The organism is Hydrogenophaga sp. ZJX-1 (assembly GCF_048590325.1).
Taxonomy (GTDB): Bacteria; Pseudomonadota; Gammaproteobacteria; order Burkholderiales; family Burkholderiaceae_C; genus Hydrogenophaga.
This window is the reverse complement of record NZ_JBMBRA010000002.1, coordinates 492,850-514,770: the sequence shown is the minus strand read 5'-3', so window position 1 is coordinate 514,770 and position 21,921 is coordinate 492,850. Positions and strand designations below refer to the sequence as shown.

Annotated in this window: 21 protein-coding genes; 8 read left to right on the top strand and 13 right to left on the bottom strand. The window is 68.2% G+C overall.

Annotation, left to right across the window (positions count from 1 at the left end; genetic code table 11):
• Positions 1-28: 28 nt before the first annotated feature.
• Complete coding sequence (locus tag ACN5W5_RS07205) at positions 29-1,123, top strand: zinc ribbon domain-containing protein (protein WP_420047852.1); 1,095 nt, start codon at positions 29-31, stop codon at positions 1,121-1,123.
• A gap of 8 nt (positions 1,124-1,131) precedes the next feature.
• Here ACN5W5_RS07205 and ACN5W5_RS07200 read toward each other — a convergent pair whose 3' ends face one another.
• A complete protein-coding gene (locus ACN5W5_RS07200; protein ID WP_420047851.1) occupies positions 1,132-2,016 on the bottom strand; it encodes a ChaN family lipoprotein in 885 nt (294 codons plus the stop codon).
• Positions 2,017-2,071: 55 nt separating this feature from the next.
• Between ACN5W5_RS07200 and ACN5W5_RS07195 the strand changes: the two genes are divergently transcribed.
• Positions 2,072-3,163: an AbrB family transcriptional regulator gene (locus ACN5W5_RS07195; RefSeq protein WP_420047850.1), complete on the top strand. Its 1,092-nt coding sequence runs from the start codon at positions 2,072-2,074 to the stop codon at positions 3,161-3,163.
• 190 nt (positions 3,164-3,353) lie between these two features.
• On the opposite strand, the gene ACN5W5_RS07190 is transcribed toward ACN5W5_RS07195, so the two are convergent.
• From ACN5W5_RS07190 to ACN5W5_RS07175, 4 genes are all read right to left on the bottom strand, one after another.
• Complete coding sequence (locus ACN5W5_RS07190) at positions 3,354-4,502, bottom strand: ABC transporter substrate-binding protein (protein ID WP_420047849.1); 1,149 nt, start codon at positions 4,500-4,502, stop codon at positions 3,354-3,356.
• A 143-nt stretch (positions 4,503-4,645) separates the two neighbouring features.
• On the bottom strand, positions 4,646-4,930 hold the full coding sequence (locus ACN5W5_RS07185) for a DUF3567 domain-containing protein (protein ID WP_177137235.1): 285 nt from the start codon (positions 4,928-4,930) through the stop codon (positions 4,646-4,648).
• Between the two features lie 182 nt (positions 4,931-5,112).
• Positions 5,113-6,336, bottom strand: coding sequence for a DUF3108 domain-containing protein (locus ACN5W5_RS07180; protein ID WP_420047848.1), 1,224 nt, complete (start codon positions 6,334-6,336; stop codon positions 5,113-5,115).
• Between the two features lie 21 nt (positions 6,337-6,357).
• Positions 6,358-7,251 carry an IclR family transcriptional regulator gene (locus ACN5W5_RS07175; protein ID WP_420047847.1) on the bottom strand — a complete coding sequence of 298 codons (894 nt, stop codon included), beginning with the start codon at positions 7,249-7,251 and terminating at the stop codon, positions 6,358-6,360.
• Positions 7,252-7,473: 222 nt separating this feature from the next.
• On the opposite strand from ACN5W5_RS07175, the gene ACN5W5_RS07170 reads away from it, so the two are divergent.
• Positions 7,474-8,484: a fumarylacetoacetate hydrolase family protein gene (locus ACN5W5_RS07170; protein ID WP_420047846.1), complete on the top strand. Its 1,011-nt coding sequence runs from the start codon at positions 7,474-7,476 to the stop codon at positions 8,482-8,484.
• Between the two features lie 112 nt (positions 8,485-8,596).
• Here the strand turns inward: ACN5W5_RS07170 and ACN5W5_RS07165 are convergent, their stop codons facing one another.
• The 4 genes from ACN5W5_RS07165 to ACN5W5_RS07150 form a co-directional block, all read right to left on the bottom strand.
• A complete protein-coding gene (locus tag ACN5W5_RS07165) occupies positions 8,597-9,757 on the bottom strand; it encodes an ABC transporter substrate-binding protein (protein ID WP_420047845.1) in 1,161 nt (386 codons plus the stop codon).
• A gap of 157 nt (positions 9,758-9,914) precedes the next feature.
• A complete protein-coding gene (locus tag ACN5W5_RS07160) occupies positions 9,915-10,358 on the bottom strand; it encodes a VOC family protein (protein WP_420047844.1) in 444 nt (147 codons plus the stop codon).
• A 99-nt stretch (positions 10,359-10,457) separates the two neighbouring features.
• Positions 10,458-10,835, bottom strand: a complete 378-nt coding sequence (locus ACN5W5_RS07155; RefSeq protein WP_420047843.1) for a hypothetical protein — start codon at positions 10,833-10,835, stop codon at positions 10,458-10,460.
• A 36-nt stretch (positions 10,836-10,871) separates the two neighbouring features.
• Positions 10,872-11,258, bottom strand: a complete 387-nt coding sequence (locus ACN5W5_RS07150; RefSeq protein ID WP_420047842.1) for a TraR/DksA family transcriptional regulator — start codon at positions 11,256-11,258, stop codon at positions 10,872-10,874.
• Positions 11,259-11,517: 259 nt separating this feature from the next.
• Between ACN5W5_RS07150 and ACN5W5_RS07145 the strand changes: the two genes are divergently transcribed.
• From ACN5W5_RS07145 to ACN5W5_RS07135, 3 genes are read left to right on the top strand one after another with little or no spacing between them, the layout of a single operon-like run.
• On the top strand, positions 11,518-12,348 hold the full coding sequence (locus ACN5W5_RS07145) for an enoyl-CoA hydratase/isomerase family protein (RefSeq protein ID WP_345740461.1): 831 nt from the start codon (positions 11,518-11,520) through the stop codon (positions 12,346-12,348).
• A 41-nt stretch (positions 12,349-12,389) separates the two neighbouring features.
• Positions 12,390-13,559: a PhaM family polyhydroxyalkanoate granule multifunctional regulatory protein gene (locus ACN5W5_RS07140; protein ID WP_420047841.1), complete on the top strand. Its 1,170-nt coding sequence runs from the start codon at positions 12,390-12,392 to the stop codon at positions 13,557-13,559.
• Between the two features lie 41 nt (positions 13,560-13,600).
• The gene (locus ACN5W5_RS07135; RefSeq protein ID WP_420047840.1) at positions 13,601-14,893 is read left to right on the top strand and encodes an FIST signal transduction protein; all 1,293 of its coding nucleotides are present in this window, start codon (positions 13,601-13,603) and stop codon (positions 14,891-14,893) included.
• Positions 14,894-14,903: 10 nt separating this feature from the next.
• Here the strand turns inward: ACN5W5_RS07135 and ACN5W5_RS07130 are convergent, their stop codons facing one another.
• The 3 genes from ACN5W5_RS07130 to ACN5W5_RS07120 all read right to left on the bottom strand — a co-directional run bounded on the left by ACN5W5_RS07130 (position 14,904) and on the right by ACN5W5_RS07120 (position 17,831).
• The gene (locus ACN5W5_RS07130) at positions 14,904-16,163 is read right to left on the bottom strand and encodes an MFS transporter (RefSeq protein WP_420047839.1); all 1,260 of its coding nucleotides are present in this window, start codon (positions 16,161-16,163) and stop codon (positions 14,904-14,906) included.
• Positions 16,160-17,005, bottom strand: coding sequence for a ProQ/FinO family protein (locus ACN5W5_RS07125; protein ID WP_420047838.1), 846 nt, complete (start codon positions 17,003-17,005; stop codon positions 16,160-16,162). Before ACN5W5_RS07125 ends, ACN5W5_RS07130 begins: the two co-directional genes overlap by 4 nt.
• Positions 17,006-17,099: 94 nt before the next feature.
• Complete coding sequence (locus tag ACN5W5_RS07120) at positions 17,100-17,831, bottom strand: helix-turn-helix domain-containing protein (protein WP_420047837.1); 732 nt, start codon at positions 17,829-17,831, stop codon at positions 17,100-17,102.
• Positions 17,832-18,100: 269 nt separating this feature from the next.
• On the opposite strand from ACN5W5_RS07120, the gene ACN5W5_RS07115 reads away from it, so the two are divergent.
• Positions 18,101-18,925: a hypothetical protein gene (locus ACN5W5_RS07115; protein ID WP_420047836.1), complete on the top strand. Its 825-nt coding sequence runs from the start codon at positions 18,101-18,103 to the stop codon at positions 18,923-18,925.
• 26 nt (positions 18,926-18,951) lie between these two features.
• Positions 18,952-20,925: an MFS transporter gene (locus tag ACN5W5_RS07110; protein ID WP_420047835.1), complete on the top strand. Its 1,974-nt coding sequence runs from the start codon at positions 18,952-18,954 to the stop codon at positions 20,923-20,925.
• A gap of 51 nt (positions 20,926-20,976) precedes the next feature.
• Here ACN5W5_RS07110 and ACN5W5_RS07105 read toward each other — a convergent pair whose 3' ends face one another.
• A complete protein-coding gene (locus ACN5W5_RS07105) occupies positions 20,977-21,888 on the bottom strand; it encodes a LysR family transcriptional regulator (RefSeq protein ID WP_420047834.1) in 912 nt (303 codons plus the stop codon).
• Positions 21,889-21,921: the final 33 nt, after the last annotated feature.

The following is a 21,921-nucleotide window of genomic DNA, read 5'->3' as shown; positions in this document are numbered from 1 at the left end:
GCCGCGCCGACGCCGCACGACCCCGCCTGTGACCGGTCTTCCCGATACCCTCGCAGCAGCGCCCGAGAGCGAGCGCAGCGCGCAACAGAAATTCGTCTGCCCGGCCTGTGGCGGCGAGGCCCAGTGGCACCCGGGCAAGCAGGCGCTGCTCTGCGCCTATTGCGGCACCGAGTCGCCCTACCAGATTGAAGACGCCGGCGGCGAGATACTGGAACACGACCTCGTGGCCGCCCTCAAGGCCGTTCCGCAGAGCGCTCGCGGCCTGCAGCAGGCGCGTCGCCAGGTGCGTTGCCAGCACTGCCAGGCCATCAGCTTCTTCAGCGCCGAGCAGCAGGGGCGGCGCTGCGACTTCTGCGGCTCCACCGCCCTGCTGCCGTTCGACGAGGGGCTGGACGTGATCCGCCCGCAGAGCTTGCTGCCCTTCAAGGTGGCCGAACCCGACGCGCGCAACCGGCTGCGCCAGTGGTACGGCAGCCGCTTCTGGGCGCCGAACGCGCTGAAGCACCGCGCGCTGACCGACACCCTGCAAGGCGTCTACCTGCCTTACTGGACCTTCGACGCGCATGGCGCGGCGCACTACACCGCCGAGGCTGGCACCTTCTACCGCGACAGCCAGAACAAGCAGCAGGTGCGCTGGCGCCCGGTCAGCGGCCAGGTGGCCCACCGTTTCGACGACACCCTGGTCTGCGGTTCGCGCGGCGTGCATCCGGCGCTGATGCGCGCCATCGAACCCTTTCCCACCACCAGCGAGCTGCAGGCCTACGACGCCAGTTACCTCAGCGGCTGGACCGTCGAGCGCTACGCCCTTGACCTTGCGGGCGCCGCGCAGCAGGGGCGGGAGCGCATGCTGCAGGGCCTGCGCCAGCTCTGCGCGCAGGACATCGCCGCCGACACCCACCGCAACCTGCAACTGGACGCCCGCTTTGACGAGCAGACCTTCAAGCACGTGCTGCTGCCGGTCTGGCTGGTGAGTTACCAGTACGGCGCGAAGACCTTCCAGGCGGTGGTCAACGGTTACTCGGGCCAGGTCGCCGGCGAGTACCCCAAGAGCTGGGTCAAGATCGCGCTGGCGGTGCTGCTGGGGCTGGTGCTGCTGGCGGTGTTCGCTTCGCTGGAGCAGTAGCCGGGGCATCAGCGGCCCATGCTGCGCTTCATCTCGGCACAGTAGTCCCGCGGCGCGCGCGGCGGGCTGCGCCAGACCACGTCGGCGGTGGGCAGTGTCTGACCCGCCGCTTCCTGGGCATCGACCGCAGGCCGGGCCAGCGCCACCACGACCCGGTGCGCCAGGTCCGGCGGCAGGTGCAAGGGAACCCCCAGATCGCGCTGCACATGGCCGTTGCCCGCCACCAGCAGCACGGTCTGCCCGGACCGGATGGCCGCCGCCGCGGTGCCGGCCATGGCCTGGTCTCGGGCGATCTGGATGCGTGTCATGGGTGCGATCTGCGGTGCGGGCAACAGATCGCAGTGGCCCTCGCGGATCGCCACGCGCTGGCGCTCCAGCGCCTCGGTGGGCAGCAGCCGGTCCAGCGCCTCGTTGCCCATGGCCGCGCGCATGTCGGCGCGGGGCAGGTTGCCACCCAGCACAGGAACCCCGGCGCGCACCGCCGCCATCACCACCGGCGCGTAGGTGGACCAGGGCCAGCCCGCCTGATCGCCGCTCCAGCGCAGGGCTTCGCGCACCTGGGCTTCGCTGGCCTGGCTGGGCAACCCGGTGGTGTGTGTGCCCGCTTCCGACATTTCCAGCACCAGCGCACTGAGCTGCCGGCGCGCGGCCAGCTGCTGCACCAGCTCGCGTTGCAGGGCCTGGTGTTCCGGGGCGTCGTGCTGTTCGCCCACCAGCAGCAGCGGTGTGGGCAGCAGGCGGGTCAACAAGGCGCTGGCCTGCTGGCCGGGGTCCCCCGTCTCGGACGCCACGGTCGGCGTGGGTGGCTGCGGCGGGGCGTCAGCCGCGCCCGCCAGCAGGGCGCTCCACAGGCCCAGACCGGCCCCGAACATGACAGCACTTCGACAGTTCATGCGTGGATACTACGGCCCCGGCCCGCCAGGGTCCGCGTCAATTCTGGATACCCGAGTGATTTCCCCTTCCCGTTCCCGCCTGGCGTCCGCCTGGCTGCGCCCGATCCTGACCCTGCTGCTGGCCTACGGCGCAGCGCGTCTGTGCGTGTGGTGGCAAACCCCCATTCCCTGGATGATCGGGCCCCTGGTGGTGACGTCCCTGGTCTCGGTGCTGGGCGCCCCCACCGCGAGCTGGACGCCCTTACGCAACGCCGGGCAGTGGGTGATCGGCGCGGCGCTGGGGCTGTATTTCACGCCGGAAGTCGGGGCGCTGGTGGCCGGGCTGTGGTGGGCGATCGCGCTCGGCATCGTCTGGGCCCTGGCGCTGGGTCTGGGTTTTGGTGTCTGGCTGCGGCGCGTGCATGCGCAGCACCTGCCGGGCTTGAGCGCTGCGCAGCTGTTTGGCACCACCTACTTCGCGGGTGCCATTGGCGGCGCATCGGAAATGACCCTGATCGCCGAACGGCACGGCGCGCGCACCGACCTCGTGGCCGCTGCGCACAGCCTGCGCGTGCTGCTGGTGACGCTGAGCATCCCGTTTGCCATGCAGGCCTGGGGCGTCAGCGGGCTGGATCTGGCCACGCCCGGCGCTCGCGAGGTGCAGGTGCCGGGGCTGGGCTGGCTCGCACTGCTCAGCCTGGCGGGGGCCCTGGGCATGCGGAAGTTCGGGCGCGCCAACCCGTGGTTCATGGGCGCGTTGCTGGTGACCATGGCGCTGACGCTGTCGGGGGTGGTGCTGTCGGCGCTGCCGGGCTGGCTCACGGCCGCGGCCCAGCTCGTGATCGGGGTCAGTCTGGGCGTGCGCTTCACACCGGCCTTTGTGCACACCGCGCCGCGCTGGCTGGCCTCGGTGGCGCTGGCCAGTGGGGTCATGATGGTGCTGTGCGCGGCATTCGCCTGGCTGCTGGCCCGGTTCACCGGGCTGCACCCGGCCACCCTGGTGCTCGGCACCTCGCCCGGCGGCATCGCCGAGATGGCCATCACGGCCAAGGTGCTGCAGCTCGGGGTGCCGGTAGTGACAGCGTTTCAGGTCTGCCGCCTGGTGGCGGTGCTGGTGCTGGCCGAGCCGGTGTTCCGCTGGTGGTCTGCCCAGAGGGGCGTGCGCTGAAGGGTGTTGGTTTTTTCAGGGTGCCGGAGCGACACACCGACGCATGAAGCGGTTCAACCCAGGGCACCGGAGCGCCATCCGCAACGCATGAAACTGCGCCTCCCTGAGGCACCGCCGGGCTGGCTTTGCCAGACGGCCCGTGCCGCCCCCTGGAGGGGGTGACGCGAAGCGGCGCGGGGGGTGTTTCTTCTCAGTGGCGGAACTGGCCCTGGCGCGTGACGATGGCCAGGTCCACCAGCGACAGGCCGGTGTGGGCGCCATCGCGGTAGCTCACCTTCAGGCCCTCGATCTGCAGGTCGGTGTTCTTCAGGCCGGCCACGAAGCTGGCACGGGTGGGGCTGGAGCCGGCCCGCTGCAGCGCTTCGACCAGGGCCCGGGCCGTCATGTAGCCCTCCAGGCTGCCGTAAGAGAAAGCCTTGCCCGGTTTGTGGGCCTTGAAGGCGTCCTGGTAAGCCCGGGTGAGCGCGGATTTGCGTTCCCAGGGGCTGGGCATCACCTGCGCGAAGATCATGCCGTGCCCCAGCTCACCCAGGTGCCCGGCCAGCTGGGTTGAGCCGGAGTTGACACCGTAGAACTGCAGGCTCAGGTTCCGGGACTCCGCTTTGCGGATGAGTTTTTCATAGACGCCAATGCCGCCGTGGTTGAACACCACCTGCGCTTTGCTGTTGCCGAGCTGTTTCACCAGCGCGTCGATGCCGGCGTCGTCGATGTCCGACTTGAAGGCCAGGTCGGCCACCACCTCCAGCCCCAGAGGCTGGCTGAGCAGGCGCACGTTGTCCAGGTGTTGCTGGCCGGTTTCCGAGTCCGAACGCAGGAAGGCCACGCGCTGCATGCCCAGGCTCTTGGCGTGCTGCAGCAAGGCGCGGAATTCTTCCTTGTGTTCAGCGCGTACGGGAAAGACCAGCGGCTGGTGTGGCGTGCGCAGGGTGGGCGAACCCGCCATGGGGCCGAAAAACGGCACCTTGAGTTCGGTGGTGGCTTTCATCACCGCGGTGGACGGGCCGCCCTCGATGGAGCCGAACACGAGGAAGACCTTGTCCTGGGTGATCAGCTGACGCGCATTGGCTTCGGCCTGGGCCGATTTGTTGTCGTCGTCCAGCACCTTCACCACCACTTTGCGGCCCGCCACACCCCCCCGCTTGTTGACCAGCGAGAGGTAGGTTTCGACACCGTCCAGCACCGCGGTGCCGTAGTCGTTCTTGCCGCCCTGCAGGGTGATGCTCTGGCCGATCAGCAGTTGCTGCGGACCCACGCCATCTTCCGCATGGGCACCCGGCCAGGCCATCAGGGCCATCAGACCGAAGGCGGGGATCCAGCGGGCGCCAGCTTGCTTCTTCATGAGGGATGCCTCCTGCGTTTCAGTTTACGCGGGTGGTCGTGCCGATGGAGGGTGTTGCCGGGCGCACGCTCCCAGGAATCGGGCCCGGTCGTGAAAAAGCCGACACAAGTGCCGGCTTTCACGGGGAGGCAGGTCGGGCCTGTTCAGTGCATGACCACCGGCATCTGGGCCAGTTCGGCGTAACCTTCCAGCGTGTCTTCCACCTCTTCTTGCGAGGGGGTGTTCTGCTGCCAGGCGGTGATCTGGATCTGGAACATTTCTGCCCAGGAGCCGTCGAGGTAAACCTCTTTGCCCGAGCGTTTGTCCACGATTTCAAAACCATGGCGCGGGATCTGTGGACCATCCAGTGACGGTGCTTCACCTTCTTCCGTGGCGTTGGCCAGGATGTGAACCACGGCAAAGGCATCCGAGTCGTAGAGCATGTGCATGACTGAAAAGTCCTTCTAAAAGTGAAACTGGTGTTCCTATGAACCTTATATCGGCAATTGGCGAACCAACTGCAGGCTGGTTACAGAATTAGATGGGCACGGATCGCGAAGATTCAATATGCGTGTGTTTTTCGGCACAGTTCGACCTTTAAGCCGGGCAGGACCCGGCCAGCCGGGCGGAATCACTGGACCTGAACGTTGGGTTGCACCATCGCTGGCAGCGTATCCAGCAGCTGGTCCACGAAATCGCCGTTGTGTTCCGTGATGCGCAGGCGCACCGGCAGGTAGCCCAAAGCTGGCGCGAGCCACACCTGCAGCGTCTTGTCGAACTCGCGCCGGGGTGAGCGGGTGAGCAGGCGGGCCGTCACGGTGCCGGCGGGCAACTCCAGTTCGGTCAGCGGACCGATCTGGAATTTCCATTCTTCGGTGTAGCTGGCGTTGCTCACGGGCAAGCTCAACGCCAGGCCTTCGACATAGGCCGAAGGCTGGGCCTGAAGCATCAGCGCCAGCTGCAGGCTGACCGAAAGCTGGTCCTGGGTGCCGGGCAGCAGGGCGGCGTCTGCCGAATTCCGGCTGTACCGGATGCGCTGGGTCGCATAGTCGAAATGGGCCGCCTTTTCCGTACGGCTGCGGTCGCCAAAGCGCTCGGGGGCGAGCCCTTGCGGCGTGACGCGGCCGACGCTGGTGTGGACCCGGCTGCCGAGCAGAAAGGCCTTCACGGTCGATTGCGCCTCGTAGCGCTCTGCCTCGAAATGCCAGGTCAGCTCCCCCGACGCGTTGTAGTTCAGGCCCTTGTACAGCCCCTTCACCTGGTAGTCCAGCTGGCCGTCGGCGGGCAGGTGAGCGGTCGAAACCCGGGGGCCAGGCGCCGTGGGCGGTGGCAGGGCGGGCGCGGATGGCGTGGAAGGCGCCTGCGGGATGACGTCCGGGGCGGGTGGCACTTCGACGGGCGGAGGCGGTGCCTCCTCGGAGGCCACCACCTCGGGCGTTTCGCTGACCACGGGGCTGTCTTCGGGCAGAGCCTCGGCCACGGCCGGTTTCTCGGGTGGTTCGGGCGCGGGCTCCGGCTCCGGCTCAACCACGGTCTCGGGCGGTGGGGCCGGTGGCGCTTTTTTCTTCTTCTTGACCGGCGGAGGCGGCGGTTCCGGCGCGGCCGGCTTGGGCACGATCCAGCGCACCGTGCTGCTGGTCACCGGCAACACCGCGTCAGGGTCTGGTGTTGCTGCGGCCACTTCGGTCGAAGCTTCGGGCGGGGCGGACAAGTCCGATGTGGTGGACACTGGGGCTGCCTTGTTGTTCCACCAGATCGGCAAGCCGTCGGTGAGCAGCAGCAGGTGCAGGGCCAGCACCAGACCGGTCAGGGCCAGCAGAACGGACCAGCGTGGGGCGGCTTCTGCGGGATGCATGGCGGGTCGGGCCATCGGGGTTCAGGCGGCCAGGCGGTGGCCGAGGTCGGCGCTGAGCTGGCGCGCGCACCGCAGCAGCGCACCGGCTGGTGCGCTGTCCCAGCGGGTGTCCAGCGTGGCCACCGAGCCCAGCACCACGAGACCCATGGCCAGGCGTCCCTGGGCGTCGAACACCGGGGCGCAGAAGCCGCCCACACCGGGCAGCAGGCTGTGGACCACGCGTCCCAGGCCGTGCTGGCGGGTTTCGGCCAGCACGGCCTGCACGTCGTGCTGGTTCTGCGGCACGTCCACCAGCGGCAGGCCGGTGGGCGGCAGTTTTTTCATGCGCGCGAGTTCGTCGCGGATCATGGGCGCGATGCGCTGGCCATCGCGCCCTTCCGGACCGGTGAAGGCCGCGAAGCAACGGCCGGTGGCGGACGTCAGCAGCGGCATCACGTCGCCCAGGCGCAGCGTCACCGGCACGGTCTGCGGTGCTTCCAGCCAGTGCACCATGGTCGGCCCCTGGTTGCCCCACACGGCGATCGCCAACGTGTGACCGGTTTCGGCCAGCAGCTGGGGCAGGCGTTCGCGCGCCAGCTTCACGGCATCGATGCGCGAGAGGCTGGCCAGACCCAGCCGCAGCGCGGCGGGGCCGAGGTCGTAACGCGTGCTCACCGGGTCCTGCATCACCAAGCCCATGCGCTGAAAGCTCACGAGGTAGCGGTGCGCCTTGGCGGCGCTCATGCCGGCGGCTGCGGCCAGGTCGCGCAACATCAGCGCGCCGGGCGCGTCGGACAGGGCGCTGAGCAACTCGAAACCCACTTCCACCGACTGGATACCCGCCCGGGGATCGCCGTTTTCAGCGTGGTCGGCATCGGGTGCGGTCGACGGGCTGGCGGGGCTGGTTTGCTTGATCGGGGTTTTCGCGGCGGGCATGGTGTGTGGGCGGCGGGATCGGGTGGCAGTCAGCCGGCGGCCTGAGGGTCTTTTTGAGGCGGGCCAGCACCTGGAGCGGGGCTTTGGTCTAGAATCCGATTTTTACGGATAGGTTAACTGATTTCACTATTCGTAATTTTAGATGCTTCAACCGGGAGCGCCTCAGGCGCAGAACCGGGCAAAACCGAACCCTTCAACGCCCAGCGACAGCAGGAGACTTGCATGAAACTCGCCACTTACAAAGACGGCTCGCGCGACGGACAACTGGTGGTGGTCTCGCGCGACCTCTCGACCGCCCATTATGCGACGGGCATCGCCCACAAGCTGCAGCAGGCACTGGACGATTGGAACTTCCACGCACCCCAGCTGCACGACCTGTATGTCACCCTCAACCAGGGCAAGGCACGCCACGCTTTTCCCTTTGATCCGGCCCTGTGCATGGCGCCGTTGCCGCGCGCCTACCAGTGGGCCGATGGCTCGGCTTACCTGAACCATGTGGAGCTGGTGCGCGCCGCGCGCAACAGCGAAGTGCCGTCCACTTTTTACAGCGACCCGCTGATGTACCAGGGCGGCAGTGATGATTTCATTGGCCCCTGCGATGACGTGATCGTGCCGAGCGAAGACTTCGGCATCGACTTCGAGGCCGAGATCGCCGTGGTCACCGGCGACGTGCCCATGGGCTGCACGCCCGAACAGGCGCTGGACGGCGTGCGCCTGCTGATGCTGGTGAACGATGTGTCGCTGCGCAACCTGATTCCGAACGAACTCGCCAAGGGCTTCGGCTTCTTCCAGAGCAAGCCCGCCAGCGCCTTCAGTCCGGTGGCCGTGACGCCCGATGAGCTGGGCGACGCCTGGCAGGGCGGCCGTGTCAACCTGACGCTGCAGTCCACCTGGAACGGCCGCAAGGTCGGCATGTGCGACGCCGGCCCGGAAATGACCTTCCACTTCGGCCAGCTCATCGCCCACATCGGCAAAACCCGCAACGTGCGCGCCGGCTCCATCGTGGGCAGCGGCACCGTCAGCAACAAGGGCATCGAAGTCGACGGCAAGAAGGACTGGCCCAAGGGCTACAGCTGCATCGCCGAAAAACGCTGCATCGAGACCATCCTGGACGGCAAGCCGAGCACCGAATTCATGAAGTTCGGCGACACGATCCGCATCGAGATGAAGGGCAAGGACGGCCAGAGCATTTTTGGCGCCATCGACCAGAGGATCGCGCCGCTGGAAGCCTGATAACGATTTGCCTTCAAAGCGGTGGCTGCGTTGCTGAAGCCTTGCTGTGCTTCAGCACTGTCTGCGGCCTCGCACCTTGTTCACGCGGTGAAGGCAAAACGGGATGAAGCGGTCAGGTCCGCACGCGCCCGTCGCCGGTGAGCATGGACAGCTCGACGAACTTCGAGGCCACGTGGTTGCTGCCGCTGAAGGACACGTCGAAGCCGCCCATGGCGTAGTTGCGGATGCTCTCCAGCCCGCTGATCAGATCGTCGCGGGTGGGGCGGCCACCGCTCGCGCGGCGCATGCCTTCGGCAAACAGCTTGGCGGCCATGAACCCTTCCATGCTGGAGAAGTTGGGTTGCACCTTGTTGCCACCCTGCGCGATCAGCGCCAGGAACTCGCGCGTCACGGCGCTCGAAGACTTGTAGGGCGACGGCACCACCTGCGAAACCACCACGCCGGCGCCTTCTTTGCCCAACTCGTCGGCCAGCGCCTGCGTGCCCACGAACGACACGTTGAAGAAGGTGCCGCCGTAGCCTGCCTTGCGCGCGGCCCGGATGTAGGCGGCACACGATGCGTAAGCGCTGATCTGCACCACCGCATCGGGCTGGGCCGCGTTGATGGTCTTCACCGCTTCGGCCACGTTAACCGTGTTGCGCTCCACCGTGGCCGTGGCCACCGGCTTGAGACCCAGTGCACCCAGGGCCAGCGTCACGCCGTCCAGACCGGCCTTGCCGTAGGCATCGTTCTGGTGGAACACGGCGATCTTCTTCAGGCCCAGATTGGTGAGCTGGCGCACGATCAGTGCCGTCTCGTCGTTGTACGAGGCGCGCATGTGAAAGGCCATGCGGTTGAACGGCTGGCGCAGTCCCATGGCGCCGGTGAAAGGGGCAAAGAACGGTGTCTGCGCCTGTGTGGCCAGGGGCAGCGCTGCCAGGCTGGTGGGTGTGCCGATGTAGCCGAAGAGGGCAAACACATCATCGTCGAGCAGCTTGCGGGTGTTCTCCACGCATCGAGTGGGTTCGTAGCCGTCGTCGAGCTGGCGCAGCTCGATCTGCGTCTGGTTCACGCCGCCCTTCGCGTTGAGCTGGTCAAAAAACAGCTTGGCGCCGGCATGGAACTGGATGCCCAGCTGGGCGGCGGCCCCGGTGAAGGCGGCCGACTGGCCCAGCACCACGCGGTTGCCCGACTGGGCTCGCAGGGTGGGTGCGCCCAGCACGGCGGCGCCAGCGATGAGACCGCTGAAGGCGCGTCGTGAGAGACCGGGGGGTGTGGTTGCGGTGGTCGTCATGTCGTCGCTGTTTGCCTGGAAGTGGAGGGCCGGGATGGGCGGGGCAGTCGTGGTGCGAGAGGGTTTCTGATGCTAGCCGGCTGGGGAAGGCACGGAGGCATCGCCTGGACGGCCAAACGCACCGTTGGTCGGTCCGACGCCTGGTCGGCGCACCCGCTCAGCTTGCGTACAGCTGGTCCAGGGAAGCAAAGCCCTTGACCTCGATGGGGTTGCCAAACGGGTCGCAGAAGAACATCGTCCATTGCTCGCCCGGCTGGCCTTCGAAGCGCCGCTGGGGCTTGAGCACGAAGTCCATGCCGGTGGCTTCCAGCCGGTGTGCCAGCGCCTGCCACTCGGGCAGCAGCAACACCAGACCGAAGTGCGGCATGGGCACCCAGTGGTCGCCGACGCGGCCGGTGCACGTGGTCTTGAAGGGTTCGCCCAGGTGCAGCGAAATCTGGTGGCTGAAAAAATCAAAATCCACCCAGGTGTCGGTGCTGCGCCCTTCGGAGCAGCCGAGCACACCGCCATAGAAGCGGCGGGCTTCGTCCAGGTCGGTGACGTGGAACGCGAGGTGGAACAGGCTGCGCGCGGGCAGGGTAGAAGGCGTGTCGGTGCTCATGGTTTCAGCATAACAAACGCGGTTCCTTCCTGTTGTCACAAGGCACAACGCCCGCATTGCGCGGGCGTTGTCGGGTGCATCGGGCCGGGGCCCGGCTGCTTACCTCTGCGCTGGATCAACAGCCTGCTGGTCGAACTTCAGGAAGTACTGGCGGGCCATCGCCACCACCTGCGCATCGCTCGGGTGGTCGGTGGTGACCACGTCGACGACGGCCTTGTCCACCGCGTGCACGTTGTGCTTGCAGAAGTCCCGGAACTCGATCTTGGCGTTGGCCGGACCGGTCAACAGCACTTCATTCACGCCTTCCAGCGCCTGGGCAACCTGGTTGAAAAATTCCTTGTCAGCGCCCACATGTCCGTGTTTGGGCGTGTGGTGGCTGCGCGCCTTGACGCGCTGGGCCTCCACATGCTCGCGGTCAAACATCAAGACGTGGGCTTCGCTGTGGTCCATCCAGACAACGGCATGGAAAGTGGTCATAAGGTCAACTCCTGAAAAAAGGGAACGATAAAAAATTCAATAGCCCGCCGGGGGCGCGGTGCCTTGGGCGTGTTCGATCTTTTCCTGGCACGCGACACAGCGCAGTGCGGTCGGGTTGGCGTGCAGCCGCGGCGTGGCGATGCCGACGCCGCAATCGATGCACAGGCCGTAGCTGCCGTCGGCGATGCGCTTGAGCGCCTCGTCGATCGCAACCAGCTCGGCCGACTCGCGCTCCTCCAGGGCAAAAGCCAGATCGCGCTCGGCGTCGGCCTGGGCCCAGTCATCGCTCGCGGTCTCGCGCGCTTCGGCGGCCGATTCGGCGCGGCCGACCTTGCCGCCCCGCTGGGCGCGCAACTGGGCCAGCACCTCGGTGCGCATCTGCTGCAGCTGGCTGGCATAGGTGTCGGAAATGTTCTGACTCATGCTGACTCCTCTGGATTTTTGAGAGGGGGTTTCCGGAAGAATCTCCCAACCCCACAGGATTATCTTGCGCCTGCTCGCCGGGACGGGTGTTGACACACGTCAAGCGACCGTGGCCGCAAGAGGGCGAACCGGGCAATCCCCCGGGTAAACACGGCGCAATCGATGGCGGTTTGGTGGGGCAAACGGGGCAGAATCGACCGGACACAAGCCCGGTTTTCGGCGGGCACAACCCCCATTCAAGGAGACTTCCATGACCCCTGTGGACTACAGCCGCTACCAGACCCTGGCCATCACCCGCCGCGGTCCACCCGTGGACGGTGTGCCCTCGGTGCTCGACATCCAGATGCGCGCCGACGGACCCGGTGGCAACGGCAAACTGCCCACCGCGGGCCACGAGGGCCATTGGGAGCTGAGTGAGATCTGGCGCGACGTGGGGCGCGACGACAGCGTGCGCTGCGCCGTGCTGCGCGGCAGCGGCCTGGGTTTTTCGGGTGGCGGTGATCTGGCGCTGGTGCAGGACATGGCGACCGACTTCGAGGTGCGCACGCGCGTCTGGAAAGAGGCCCGCGACCTGGTCTACAACGTCATCAACTGCGACAAGCCCATCGTCTCCGCCATGCACGGCCCGGCCGTGGGCGCGGGTCTGGTCGCCGGCCTGCTGGCCGACATCTCCATCGCCGCGAAGTCCGCGAAGATCGTCGACGGCCACACCCGCCTGGGGGTGGCCGCCGGCGACCACGCGGCCATCGTCTGGCCGTTGCTGTGCGGTCTGGCCAAGGCCAAGTACTACCTGATGCTGTGCGACCCCATCAGTGGCGAAGAGGCCGAGCGCATCGGCCTGGTCTCGCTCGCGGTGGACGACGACGCCTTGCTCGACAAGGCCTATGAAGTGGCCGATCGCCTGGCCTCGGGCAGCCAGACCGCGATCCGCTGGACCAAGTACTCGCTCAACAACTGGTTGCGCCAGGCCGGCCCGGCGTTCGACACCTCGCTGGCCCTTGAATTCATGGGTTTTGCCGGACCCGATGTGCGCGAAGGTGTGGCATCCTTGCGGGAGCGCCGCGCCCCACGCTACGGCGTGGACAGCTGAACCGGCGTGCACGCCACCCAGACACCCACCAGGAGACTCCCATGAGCGACACATCGGGCAGCGGTTTTGGTAAATTCGTTCCGGGTTTCGAGTTCCTGCAAAACCTCGCTGGGCAGGCCGCCGGTGGTGTGGCGCAGGGCCTTGGCAACAGCATCCCGCAGATGCCCAACCTGGGTAACTGGGTGGCGCCCACCTTCAACGTGGAAGACCTCGAAAAACGCATCGAGGAGCTCAAGGCGGTGCACTTCTGGCTCGACCAGAACAGCAAGGCGCTCGCCGCCACCATCCAGGCGCTGGAGGTGCAGAAGATGACCCTGGCGACGCTGAAGAACATGAACTTCAGCCTGGGTGACGTGGCCAACGCGCTCAAGATCAAGGCGGCCGACACCATGGCCAGCTTCACCGGGGGCGCCCCCGCGGCAGTGCCTGCGCACACCCAGTTCGCCGGTCTGGAAATCCCGCCCCGCACCTACGGCACACCGACGCCGCCAGGGGCTTCTGACGATGACGCCGAGGCGGAAGAGGACGAAGAAGAGATCGACGAGGACATCGAAGACGAGGACGACGAAGAACCCGCGCCGCCGCCGGTGTCCCGGTCGCGCAAGACCCGAACGCAGCCCGCCGCCGCTCAACCCGCCACGCCCGCCGGCGGCGTGGTCGACCCGATGCAATGGTGGGGTGCGCTCTCGCAGCAGTTCCAGCACATCGCCACCAACGCCATGAAGGACGTGGCCAAGCAGACCGCGCTCGACACCACCCGCCAGGTGGCCAGCGGTCTGACCGAGCAGGCCGTGAAAACCGCCACCGGCGTGGCCGGCAAGGTCACGCGCGGCCTGACCGAAACCGTGGCTCGCAATGTGGGCACCGCGGCCGGCATGGGCAAGGCCGCTGCGCGCGCCGTTTCCGGCCGCAAGGCGCCCGCTCGACCCGCCGCGAAAAAAACCGCAACCAAAGCGGTCGCCAAAAAAGCACCAGCGCGCGCCGCCCGCCCGGCGCCCGCCGCAGCGCCCCGCGCCAACCCGGCCCAGCCGCTGTCGACCGGCAACTGGCCCATGCCGACCGCTTTTTTCCCCTTGACCGGGCTCCAGCAGCCCACCGCCAAACCCGTCGCCGCGTCCAAAGCCGCTGCCGCGCCCAAGGCGTCGGCCCGCAAGACCAGCACGCGCAAGCCTGCTGCCGGGAAGTCGGCGCGCAGCACCGGCCGGCGCTGACCGCGCACTGAACCCTCGGGCCGTGCCGAGGTCGTATGACCATGAAACCCTTTCCCTACGCCCACGCCACCCATCCCCAGTGGCGCATGGCGGCTGCGCTGGTGCTCGCCCAGTTGCGTGCGCAGCTCGCCTTGCCAGGCGCCGCGCGGGCGCCTTCGCTCGCACTGCTCTACATCACCGACCACTACGCCAGCGAGGCCGAAGCCATCCTCGAACACCTCAGTGCCGAACTGCACGAGGTGACCGACTGGGCCGGCACGGTGGGGGTGGGCATCGCGGCCAACAACGTCGAGTACTTTGACGAGCCGGCGCTGGCCGTCATGTTGTGCGACCTCAGTCCCGATCAGTACCGCGTGTTCAGCGGCGTGGCGCCGTTGGCGGCCAGCGGGCGCGCGGCCGGGGTGGATGGTTTCGAGGCCCACACCGCGCTGGTGCACGCCGACGGCCACACCCCCGATCTGGCCGAACTGATCACCGAGATGGCCGACCGCACCACCAGCGGCTACCTGTTTGGTGGTCTGGTGGGCAGCCGCAGCGAAAGCGTGCAGTTCGCGTTCAGCAGTGCGGGCAACCTGCAAGGGCATGGCGCTTCCAGCGGCGTGTTTCACGGGGGCTTGAGCGGCGTGGCCTTCGGCCCGGGCGTGGACCTGATCTCGCGCGTCACGCAGGGGGCCCAGCCGGTGGACCGCGAACGCACGGTGACGGCCGCCGACGGCAACCTGGTGCTCTCGCTGGACCACGAGCCCGCGCTGGACGTGCTGCTGCGCGAACTCGGCATTTCGCTCGAACAGCCTGAAGCGGCCATGCCGCGCCTGCGCGCCACGCTCGTGGGCCTCACGGCGCCGATCGCCGGGGAGGGGGTGCGATCACCGCAGCGGCGCGGTCAGTTCGGCCCCGAAGTCACGGTGCGCCACATCATCGGCCTGGACCCGGGGCGGCGCGGCGTGGCGATTGCCGACGTGGCGCCGGTGGGCAGCCGGCTGGCGTTTTGCGAGCGCAACGTGCAGGCGGCGCGCGCCGACCTGATCCGGGTGTGTGCCGAGGTGCGCGAGGAGCTGGAGCCCGAGGAGCTCAGCCTGCCCCTGGCCACGGCGCTGGAATCGCCGGAGGCCGATGCCGCGCCACAACCCGCGCGCCGCATCGCGGGCGCGGTGTACGTGAGCTGCGCCGGCCGCGGCGGACCACACTTTGGCAGCCCGAGCGCCGAACTGCAGATCGTGCGGCGCGCGCTGGGCGATGTGCCCCTGGTCGGATTTTTTGCCGGCGGCGAGATCGCGCACCACCGGCTCTACGGCTACACCGGCGTGCTGACCGTGTTCACCATGCCGACCTGAAGCAAACGCTTCAGGCGGGCACGGCCCGGGCGTGTCCTGCACCGGGGCCGCGCGCCCGCTTGAGCAGGAACAGCACGATGCCGATGTTGAGCAGGTTGAAGCCGATGCCGTTGAGGAAGGCGGCCTGGTAGGAGCCGGTCAGGTCGAAGATCGCGCCCGACATCCAGCCGCCCAGCGCCATGCCGAACAGCGTGGCCATCAGCACCGTGCCCACGCGCGCGCCGGCCTGGGCGGGCGAGAAGTGTTCGCGCACGATCAGCGCGTAGCTTGGCACGATGCCGCCCTGGAACAGGCCGAACAGGCCCGAGATCAGGTACAGCGGCACCAGGCCGTCGAAGGGCAGGAACATCAGCAGCGCCACGCCCTGCAGCACCGAGCCCAGCAGCAGGGTGCGCAGGCCGCCGATGCGGTCGGAGATCCAGCCCGAGATCAGCCGGCTGGCGATGCCCATGCCCAGCATGACCGAGAGCATCTCCGCGCCCCGCGCAGCGCCAAAACCCAGGTCGGTGCAATAGGCCACGATGTGCACCTGCGGCATCGACATCGCCACGCAGCACGAGACCCCGGCCACGCACAGCAGGGCCTGCAGCGTGCCGGGCGAGAGCCCGAGCGGGCGTTCACCGTGCTGGGGTGCGCCGGGTTGCGTGGCGGTGACCGGCTGCGGTGCGGGCATGTCCGGCGGGCGGCGCCGCAGCACCAGCGCCAGCGGCAGCATCACCAGCAGGCAGAACACGCCGATGCCGGTGTAGGCCTGGCGCCAGCCGCCGTTGTCGATGAAATGCTGGATCACCGGCGGCCAGACGGCGCCGGCCAGGTAGTTGCCGCTCATGCAGATCGCCAGCGCGATGCCGCGGCGGCGGGTGAACCAGCGCGAGGTGTCGGCCACCAGCGGCGCAAACGTGGCCGAGGTGCCCAGCAGCCCGATCAGGATGCCCTGCGCCAGGCTGAACTGCCACAGGCTCTGGGCCGCGCCCGCGGCGATGAAACCCAGGCCCAGCCCCACCGCGCCGCCCAGCACCGGCACCATCACGCCGAAGCGGTCGGACAGGCGGCCCATGAGGATGCCGCCCAGACCAAAGCCCACCATGGTCAGCGTGTAGGGCAGCGAGGCGTCGCCGCGCGCGACGTCAAAGTCGGCCTGGATGCGTGGCAGCACCACCGTGACCGAATACATGCCCGCGCCCCCCAGCGTCATCAGCGCCAGCGACACCACGAGCCGGAACCACGCGTAAGGCGATTCGGTGGCGGCGGCGGGCGGGGCCGGGTTCATGGGGCGGGGGAGGGGGCGCCGGGTTCGGCTGCGGGTTCGGTGGCGGGCGCGTCGACCGTGGTCTCGGGGCTTGTCGGGGCCGTCGGGGTGGCCGGGCGGCTCAGCCGGGCTCGTGCGCGCTCCAGCGTGCGGTTGGCGTCGAGCACGTGCAGGCCGTACATGTCGGCGAACTCGTTGAGCGTTTTTCCGCTGGCATCGAAGGCGCGCAGCAGGGCTTCTTCGCGCGCTTCGCGCGTTGCGGCAACGGTCAGCGCGTCGTGGGTGAGCTGGTTCACTTCCTCGTCGCGCCCGCGCACGCGCTCGGCGTAGGCGTCGCGCGGCAGGCCCGAGGCTTCATAGGCCTGCAGGATGCGCTGGCGCAGCTTGGGGCGCAGGTCTTCGCGGCTGCGCGCGCCGCGGCGGCGGAAGACCTCGATCAGCGCGTGGTGCACCTGTTCGGGCGTGAGGTCTTCCACCGGCTCACCGGCCAGGTTGTGGCGCCGCAGGCCCGAGGCCACCACCGTCAGGTAGCGGGTCGAGCGCGCGTGCAGCGCCAGCGCGGCCTTGAGGCTGTCTTTGTCCAGCGCCTCCGGGTGGGCCGCCAGCAGGTCTTCGAAGATGCCGCGCTTGAGCGGCAGCAGCGTCTCGCCAAACAGCGCGGGGTAGAGCGTGGCCAACTGGTCCAGCACCGGGTGCTGGCGCGCGGGCGCCTGGCCCGCGGGGCGCTCGGTGGCCGGGCGTTGCGGGCGGCGACCGCGGTTCGGACGCTGGCCGCGCGGTGCGGCGCCGGTGGGCTCGGAGGCGCTGGCTTCAGTGGGTGCCGCAGCGGTGTGGTCGGGCGTGTCGTTGACGGGTGCGTTCATGGAGGCGTGCGGAGCAGGAAAAGAAGTGGGCCCACGTCTGGGCAAGGCCCGACATCATGCCAGCGCTGGCGGCAGCGCGTTTGTGGGGAAACCATCACCGCCTCAACTTGCCGAAAGCCTCGAACTCCCATTCGCGCATCGCCAGCACCAGCGTGTAGCCTTCCCGGTCTTTCTCGGCCAGCTTCTGGTCGGTCTGGTGCTGCTGGGCAAAGTCCTGTGCCACGCGCTGCAGCCGCTCCACGAAGATGGGTGCGAGTGCGCGGCTGATCGAGCCGTGCACCAGCAGCAGGCCCTCGCCCGAGCCGTCGAAGCCGCCGGCGAAATAGTCGAGCAGGGCGTGGTCGCGGAAGTAGTTCATCACCGGGCCGTGCGGCCGCCAGCGAAAGGTCTTGGCGAGCTTGAGGCGGTAGCGGTTGAGCGGGCGCAGCTCGATGATGCCGATGCGGTCGAGCTGCGCCAGGCAGGTCACGCACTCGGCCTCGCTGAGCCGGTAGGCCGCGGTGATCTGCTCCAGCGTCCACTGGCTGAGCACACAGATCGCGACCAGCAGCAGCTTCTTGTCGGCCACCACGGCGCGCTCCTGTTCGGCCGTCATCTCGCGCAGCAGCGGCTGGGCGTCGGCCACGCGGCGGGCGAGATCGGCAAAGTCCAGCCGCAGCGCGCGGCAGATCTCGTCCACCCGCGAGAGCGACATGTCGCCCTTGGCCAGCATGCGCTTCACGCTCGATTCCGCCATGCCCATGGCCCGCGCCAGGTCGGCGTAGGTCATCTGCGCGGTCTTGAGTTCCTTCTTCAGGGCGGTGACCAGGTCCTGGGTGGTGCTCATGGGAAATGCCTTCGTGCTGTGCATTGCGGCGCGGGCTGGTTTGGTGCGGCGCGGCGCTCATGGGTATCGGATATCGATACCTTGGGTTGGAAGTTGGAGCACTGTATCGGAAGTTGACCCGTTTGGACGCTGGCCGCTCAGACACTGCGCCCCGGTCCCGCCCTTTGTCCCTTTTGTTTCACCGGCCCATGCGCCACCGGAGTGCCGATATGTCCCTGTCCACCCGATCTGTCACCCACCGACCCACCAGCCCGTGTGTGCTGCGATCCATGCCCCTGTCACCGATCGGGCAGCGGCTGGTGAACCTGGGCACCACGCTGCTGGTGCTCTGGCTGTTGGCCGTGATCGCCGGGCCGGCCTGGCTGGCCCACAGTGGCCTGGCGCTCAACGCCCACGGCCACGCCGCGCTGCATGCCCACGGCCATCCTTTCGTGGACGCCAGAAGCCTCTGGGGCATGCCCAACTTCATGGACGTCTGGACCAACGGGGCGATGGGGGTCGCGGGTCTGCTCGGCGGTTGGGTGCTGCTGCGCGGTGGCCCCTGGGCGCCGGGCACCCGGCTGGCGCTGGCCGTGTTCTTCGGTGGCCTGTTGGTCACGGGTTTCGGCTCCGCCTGGTACCACTGGGAGCCCGATGCCCAGGGCCTGGTGCTCGACCGCATGGGCATGGCGGTCACCTTTGCCGGCGCGCTGGCGCTGGCGGTGGCCGAGCGCGTGGGGCAGAAACCTGCGGCGTGTGTGATGCGCCTGACGCTGGTGGTGGCGTTGCTCTCGGCGGCGATGCCGTTCTCTCAAGGCAATGTGCTGCCCTGGGCCGTGGTGCAGTTCGGCGGCATGGCGCTCATGGTCTGGCTCGCGCTGTACCCGCCCCGGGCCGGCGCCTTGGGGGTGCGCCTCGGCGTGCTGATCGGCCTGTATGCGCTGGCCAAGCTGCTGGAGCTGGGTGACGAAGCGGTTTTCCAAGCCACGGGCGAGCTGGTGTCGGGCCACAGCCTCAAGCACCTGGTGGCCGGACTGGCCGCCTGGCCGGTGCTGCGGGCCATGCGGCAGAATGCGCTGGCCATGGGCCGCGGCGCGGCGCCCTCGGAACAATGATCACAAGACTTCTGGAGGAGATTCGCATGAGCAGCCCAGCCACCACGTCCGCCGGGGTCTCCACGGTGCCCACCGGCCACGCCAGCCACGGCGCCCACGAGGGCGGCCAGTTTTCGCTGCTGGGCCAGCGCCGCTTTGCCCCCTTCTTCTGGACGCAGTTCCTCGGTGCGGCCAACGACAACCTGTTCAAGTTCGCCTTCACCGTGCTGGTGACCTACCAGCTGCGGGTGCAGTGGCTGCCGGCCGATCTGGCTGGTCTGGTGATCGGAGCGCTGTTCATCCTGCCCTTTCTGCTTTTCTCGGCCACCAGTGGCCAGCTGGCCGACAAGCTCGACCGTCGCGCCATGATCGTCTGGCTCAAGCGCGCCGAGGTCGGCATCATGGCGCTCGCCGCGTGGGCCTTCTTCGTGCAGCACATTCCGGTGCTGCTGGCCTGCATCTTCCTCATGGGCCTGCAGTCCGCCGTGTTTGGCCCGGTCAAGTTCGCCTACCTGCCGCAGCACCTGAGCGAACGCGAGCTCACCGGTGGCAACGGCATGGTCGAGATGGGCACCTTCGTCGCCATCCTGCTCGGCAACGTGGCCGGTGGCCTGATCATCGCCGTGCCCGAGATCGGCGCGCACCACGTCGGCTTCAGCTGCGTGGCGCTGGCCATCCTCGGCCGCGTGGCGGCGCACCACATACCGGCCTCGCCGGCCATGGACCCGGACCTCACCCTCAACTGGAACCCGCTCACCGAAACCTGGCGCAACCTGCAGCTGGCCCGCCAGACCACGGTGGTGTTCCGCTCGGTGCTCGGCATCAGCTGGATGTGGTTCTTCGGCGCCGTGTTCCTCAGCCTCTTCCCCGCCTTCGCCAAGGACGTGCTGCACGGTGACGAACAGGTGGCGTCGCTGCTGCTGGTGGTGTTTTCCATCGGTATCGGCACCGGCTCGCTGCTGTGCGAAGTGCTCAGCCGCCGCCATGTGGAGATCGGCCTCGTGCCGCTCGGCGCCATCGGCATGACCGTGTTCTCGGTCGACCTGTATTTCGCCACCCGCGGTCTGCCGCCCGCCAGCGGCCTGGGTCTGGGCGCCTTCATGGCCGACGCGGCGCACTGGCGCGTGCTTGCCGATCTGGCCCTGCTCAGCCTGTTCGCCGGGCTCTACAGCGTGCCGATGTATGCGCTGATCCAGATGCGCAGCCAGCCCACGCACCGCGCGCGCATCATCGCCGCCAACAACATCCTCAACGCGCTGTTCATGATCGCCAGCGCGGTGATCGCCGGGGTCTTGCTCCAGGCCGGTTTCACCATCCCGCAGATGTTCCTCTTCGTCGGCCTGGCCAACGCCGTGGTGGCGTTCTACATCTTCCTGCTGGTGCCCGAGTATCTGCTGCGTTTTGTGGCCTGGATCGCTTCTCGCTTCGTTTACCGATTCAAGGTGGCTGGCGACACCCACATTCCCACCCAGGGTGCGGCCGTGCTGGTCTGCAACCATGTGAGCTTTGTCGACGCCGTGCTGCTCATGGCCGCCAGCCCCCGGCCCATCCGCTTCCTCATGGACCACCGCATCTTCAAGGTGCCCGTGCTCGGCTGGCTGTTCAGGCTGGCCAAGGCCATCCCCGTGGCACCGCAGAAAGAAGACCCCGCCGCCTACGAAGCCGCGTTCGCTGCCGCCGCCCAGGTGCTGCGCGAAGGCGACCTGCTCGGCATCTTCCCCGAAGGCGGCATCACCCGCGACGGCACGCTGCAACCCTTCAAGGGCGGCATCGCCAAGATCCTCGCGCAGGCCCAGGCCGACGGCGTGTCGGTCAGCGTCATCCCCATGGCGCTCACCAACCTCTGGGGCTCGTACTTCAGCCGCATCGAATTGGCCAGCGGTGAGCCCACCGCCATGGTCAAGCCGTTCCGGCGCGGCGTGTTCAGCCGCGTGGGGCTGAACGTGGGGGAGGCGGTGCGTGCCGAGGCTGTGACGCCGGAGAGCCTGCGTGAACGCGTGGCGGGCCTTCTCGGCAACTGAGCCACGGTCGGCGGGTGGGTAACCCGGCGGCCTGCTCAGCGGGCGCCCGATTCAACCGGGCGTCGGGTGATCGGCGCCACAGGTCTCCAGAACCACCCGGCGCAACCACATGTGTGCCGGGTCCGCCTGTTGCCGCGGGTGCCAGAACAGGGAGATGGAGAACGCCGGCACGGGAAATGGCAGCGCGAAGCTGTGCAGATCGCCGCGCAGGTTCTCGGTGTGGCGCTCGGGCACGCAGGCGATCAGGTCGGTGCCGCGTGCGAGTGCCAAAGCCGCCACGAAGCCGCTGGTGATGGTCACCACGTTGCGCTGCCGCCCGAGGGGTGCCAGCGCTTCGTCGACCGGGCCACCGACCACCCCGCGGCGGGAGATGGCGATGTGGCGACCTTGTGCGAATCGTTCCGTCGTGATGGGCTCTTCCTGTAGCAGCGGATGCCCGTGGCGCACCACGCCGATCCAGCGGTCGCGGAACAGCGCCTGCGCGCGGATTTCCGGCCCCATCGTGGCGCCCACCACCCCGGTTTCCAGATCGACCGCTCCATCCCGCAGCGCCGTGCTGCTCTTGTCGGGTTTCCGCACAAAACACAGGCGCACATTCGGCGCCTCTTCGGCGACACGCTGGATCAGCGCTGCGCCAAAGTTTTCGACAAACCCCTCGCTGCTGCGCAGCGTGAACGTCCTGGCCAGTTCGCTCAGCTTGAGGGCGTTCAGCGGGCGCAACACCGCCTCGATCTCCTGCACCAGGGGGCCGATGCGCTCGCGCAGTTCAAGCGCCCGCGGCGTGGGCACCAGGCCGCGCCCGGCCCGGACCAGCAGCGGGTCCCCTGTGGTTTCGCGCAGGCGGGCCAACGCGCGGCTCATCGCCGAGGGGCTCAGCTTCAGCCGTTGAGCGGCTCGGGCGACGTTCTGTTCGGCCAGCAGCACGTCCAGGGTCAACAGCAGGTTGAAGTCGGGCGGGGTCATGCCGGAAACATAGCACGCAGACCCCACACACGG

Bases quoted from the DNA above. Each gene is read 5' to 3' on its own strand.
- ACN5W5_RS07170 (WP_420047846.1), top strand. From the start codon at position 7,474: ATGAAACTCGCCACTTACAAAGACGGCTCGCGCGACGGACAACTGGTG.
- ACN5W5_RS07160 (WP_420047844.1), bottom strand. From the start codon at position 10,358: ATGAGCACCGACACGCCTTCTACCCTGCCCGCGCGCAGCCTGTTCCAC.
- ACN5W5_RS07115 (WP_420047836.1), top strand. From the start codon at position 18,101: ATGCCCCTGTCACCGATCGGGCAGCGGCTGGTGAACCTGGGCACCACG.
- ACN5W5_RS07130 (WP_420047839.1), bottom strand. From the start codon at position 16,163: ATGAACCCGGCCCCGCCCGCCGCCGCCACCGAATCGCCTTACGCGTGG.
- ACN5W5_RS07185 (WP_177137235.1), bottom strand. From the start codon at position 4,930: ATGCACATGCTCTACGACTCGGATGCCTTTGCCGTGGTTCACATCCTG.
- ACN5W5_RS07150 (WP_420047842.1), bottom strand. From the start codon at position 11,258: ATGAGTCAGAACATTTCCGACACCTATGCCAGCCAGCTGCAGCAGATG.
- ACN5W5_RS07110 (WP_420047835.1), top strand. From the start codon at position 18,952: ATGAGCAGCCCAGCCACCACGTCCGCCGGGGTCTCCACGGTGCCCACC.
- ACN5W5_RS07190 (WP_420047849.1), bottom strand. From the start codon at position 4,502: ATGAAGAAGCAAGCTGGCGCCCGCTGGATCCCCGCCTTCGGTCTGATG.
- ACN5W5_RS07125 (WP_420047838.1), bottom strand. From the start codon at position 17,005: ATGAACGCACCCGTCAACGACACGCCCGACCACACCGCTGCGGCACCC.
- ACN5W5_RS07105 (WP_420047834.1), bottom strand. From the start codon at position 21,888: ATGACCCCGCCCGACTTCAACCTGCTGTTGACCCTGGACGTGCTGCTG.
- ACN5W5_RS07140 (WP_420047841.1), top strand. From the start codon at position 12,390: ATGAGCGACACATCGGGCAGCGGTTTTGGTAAATTCGTTCCGGGTTTC.
- ACN5W5_RS07175 (WP_420047847.1), bottom strand. From the start codon at position 7,251: ATGCCCGCCGCGAAAACCCCGATCAAGCAAACCAGCCCCGCCAGCCCG.
- ACN5W5_RS07200 (WP_420047851.1), bottom strand. From the start codon at position 2,016: ATGAACTGTCGAAGTGCTGTCATGTTCGGGGCCGGTCTGGGCCTGTGG.
- ACN5W5_RS07165 (WP_420047845.1), bottom strand. From the start codon at position 9,757: ATGACGACCACCGCAACCACACCCCCCGGTCTCTCACGACGCGCCTTC.
- ACN5W5_RS07155 (WP_420047843.1), bottom strand. From the start codon at position 10,835: ATGACCACTTTCCATGCCGTTGTCTGGATGGACCACAGCGAAGCCCAC.
- ACN5W5_RS07135 (WP_420047840.1), top strand. From the start codon at position 13,601: ATGAAACCCTTTCCCTACGCCCACGCCACCCATCCCCAGTGGCGCATG.
- ACN5W5_RS07180 (WP_420047848.1), bottom strand. From the start codon at position 6,336: ATGCATCCCGCAGAAGCCGCCCCACGCTGGTCCGTTCTGCTGGCCCTG.
- ACN5W5_RS07120 (WP_420047837.1), bottom strand. From the start codon at position 17,831: ATGAGCACCACCCAGGACCTGGTCACCGCCCTGAAGAAGGAACTCAAG.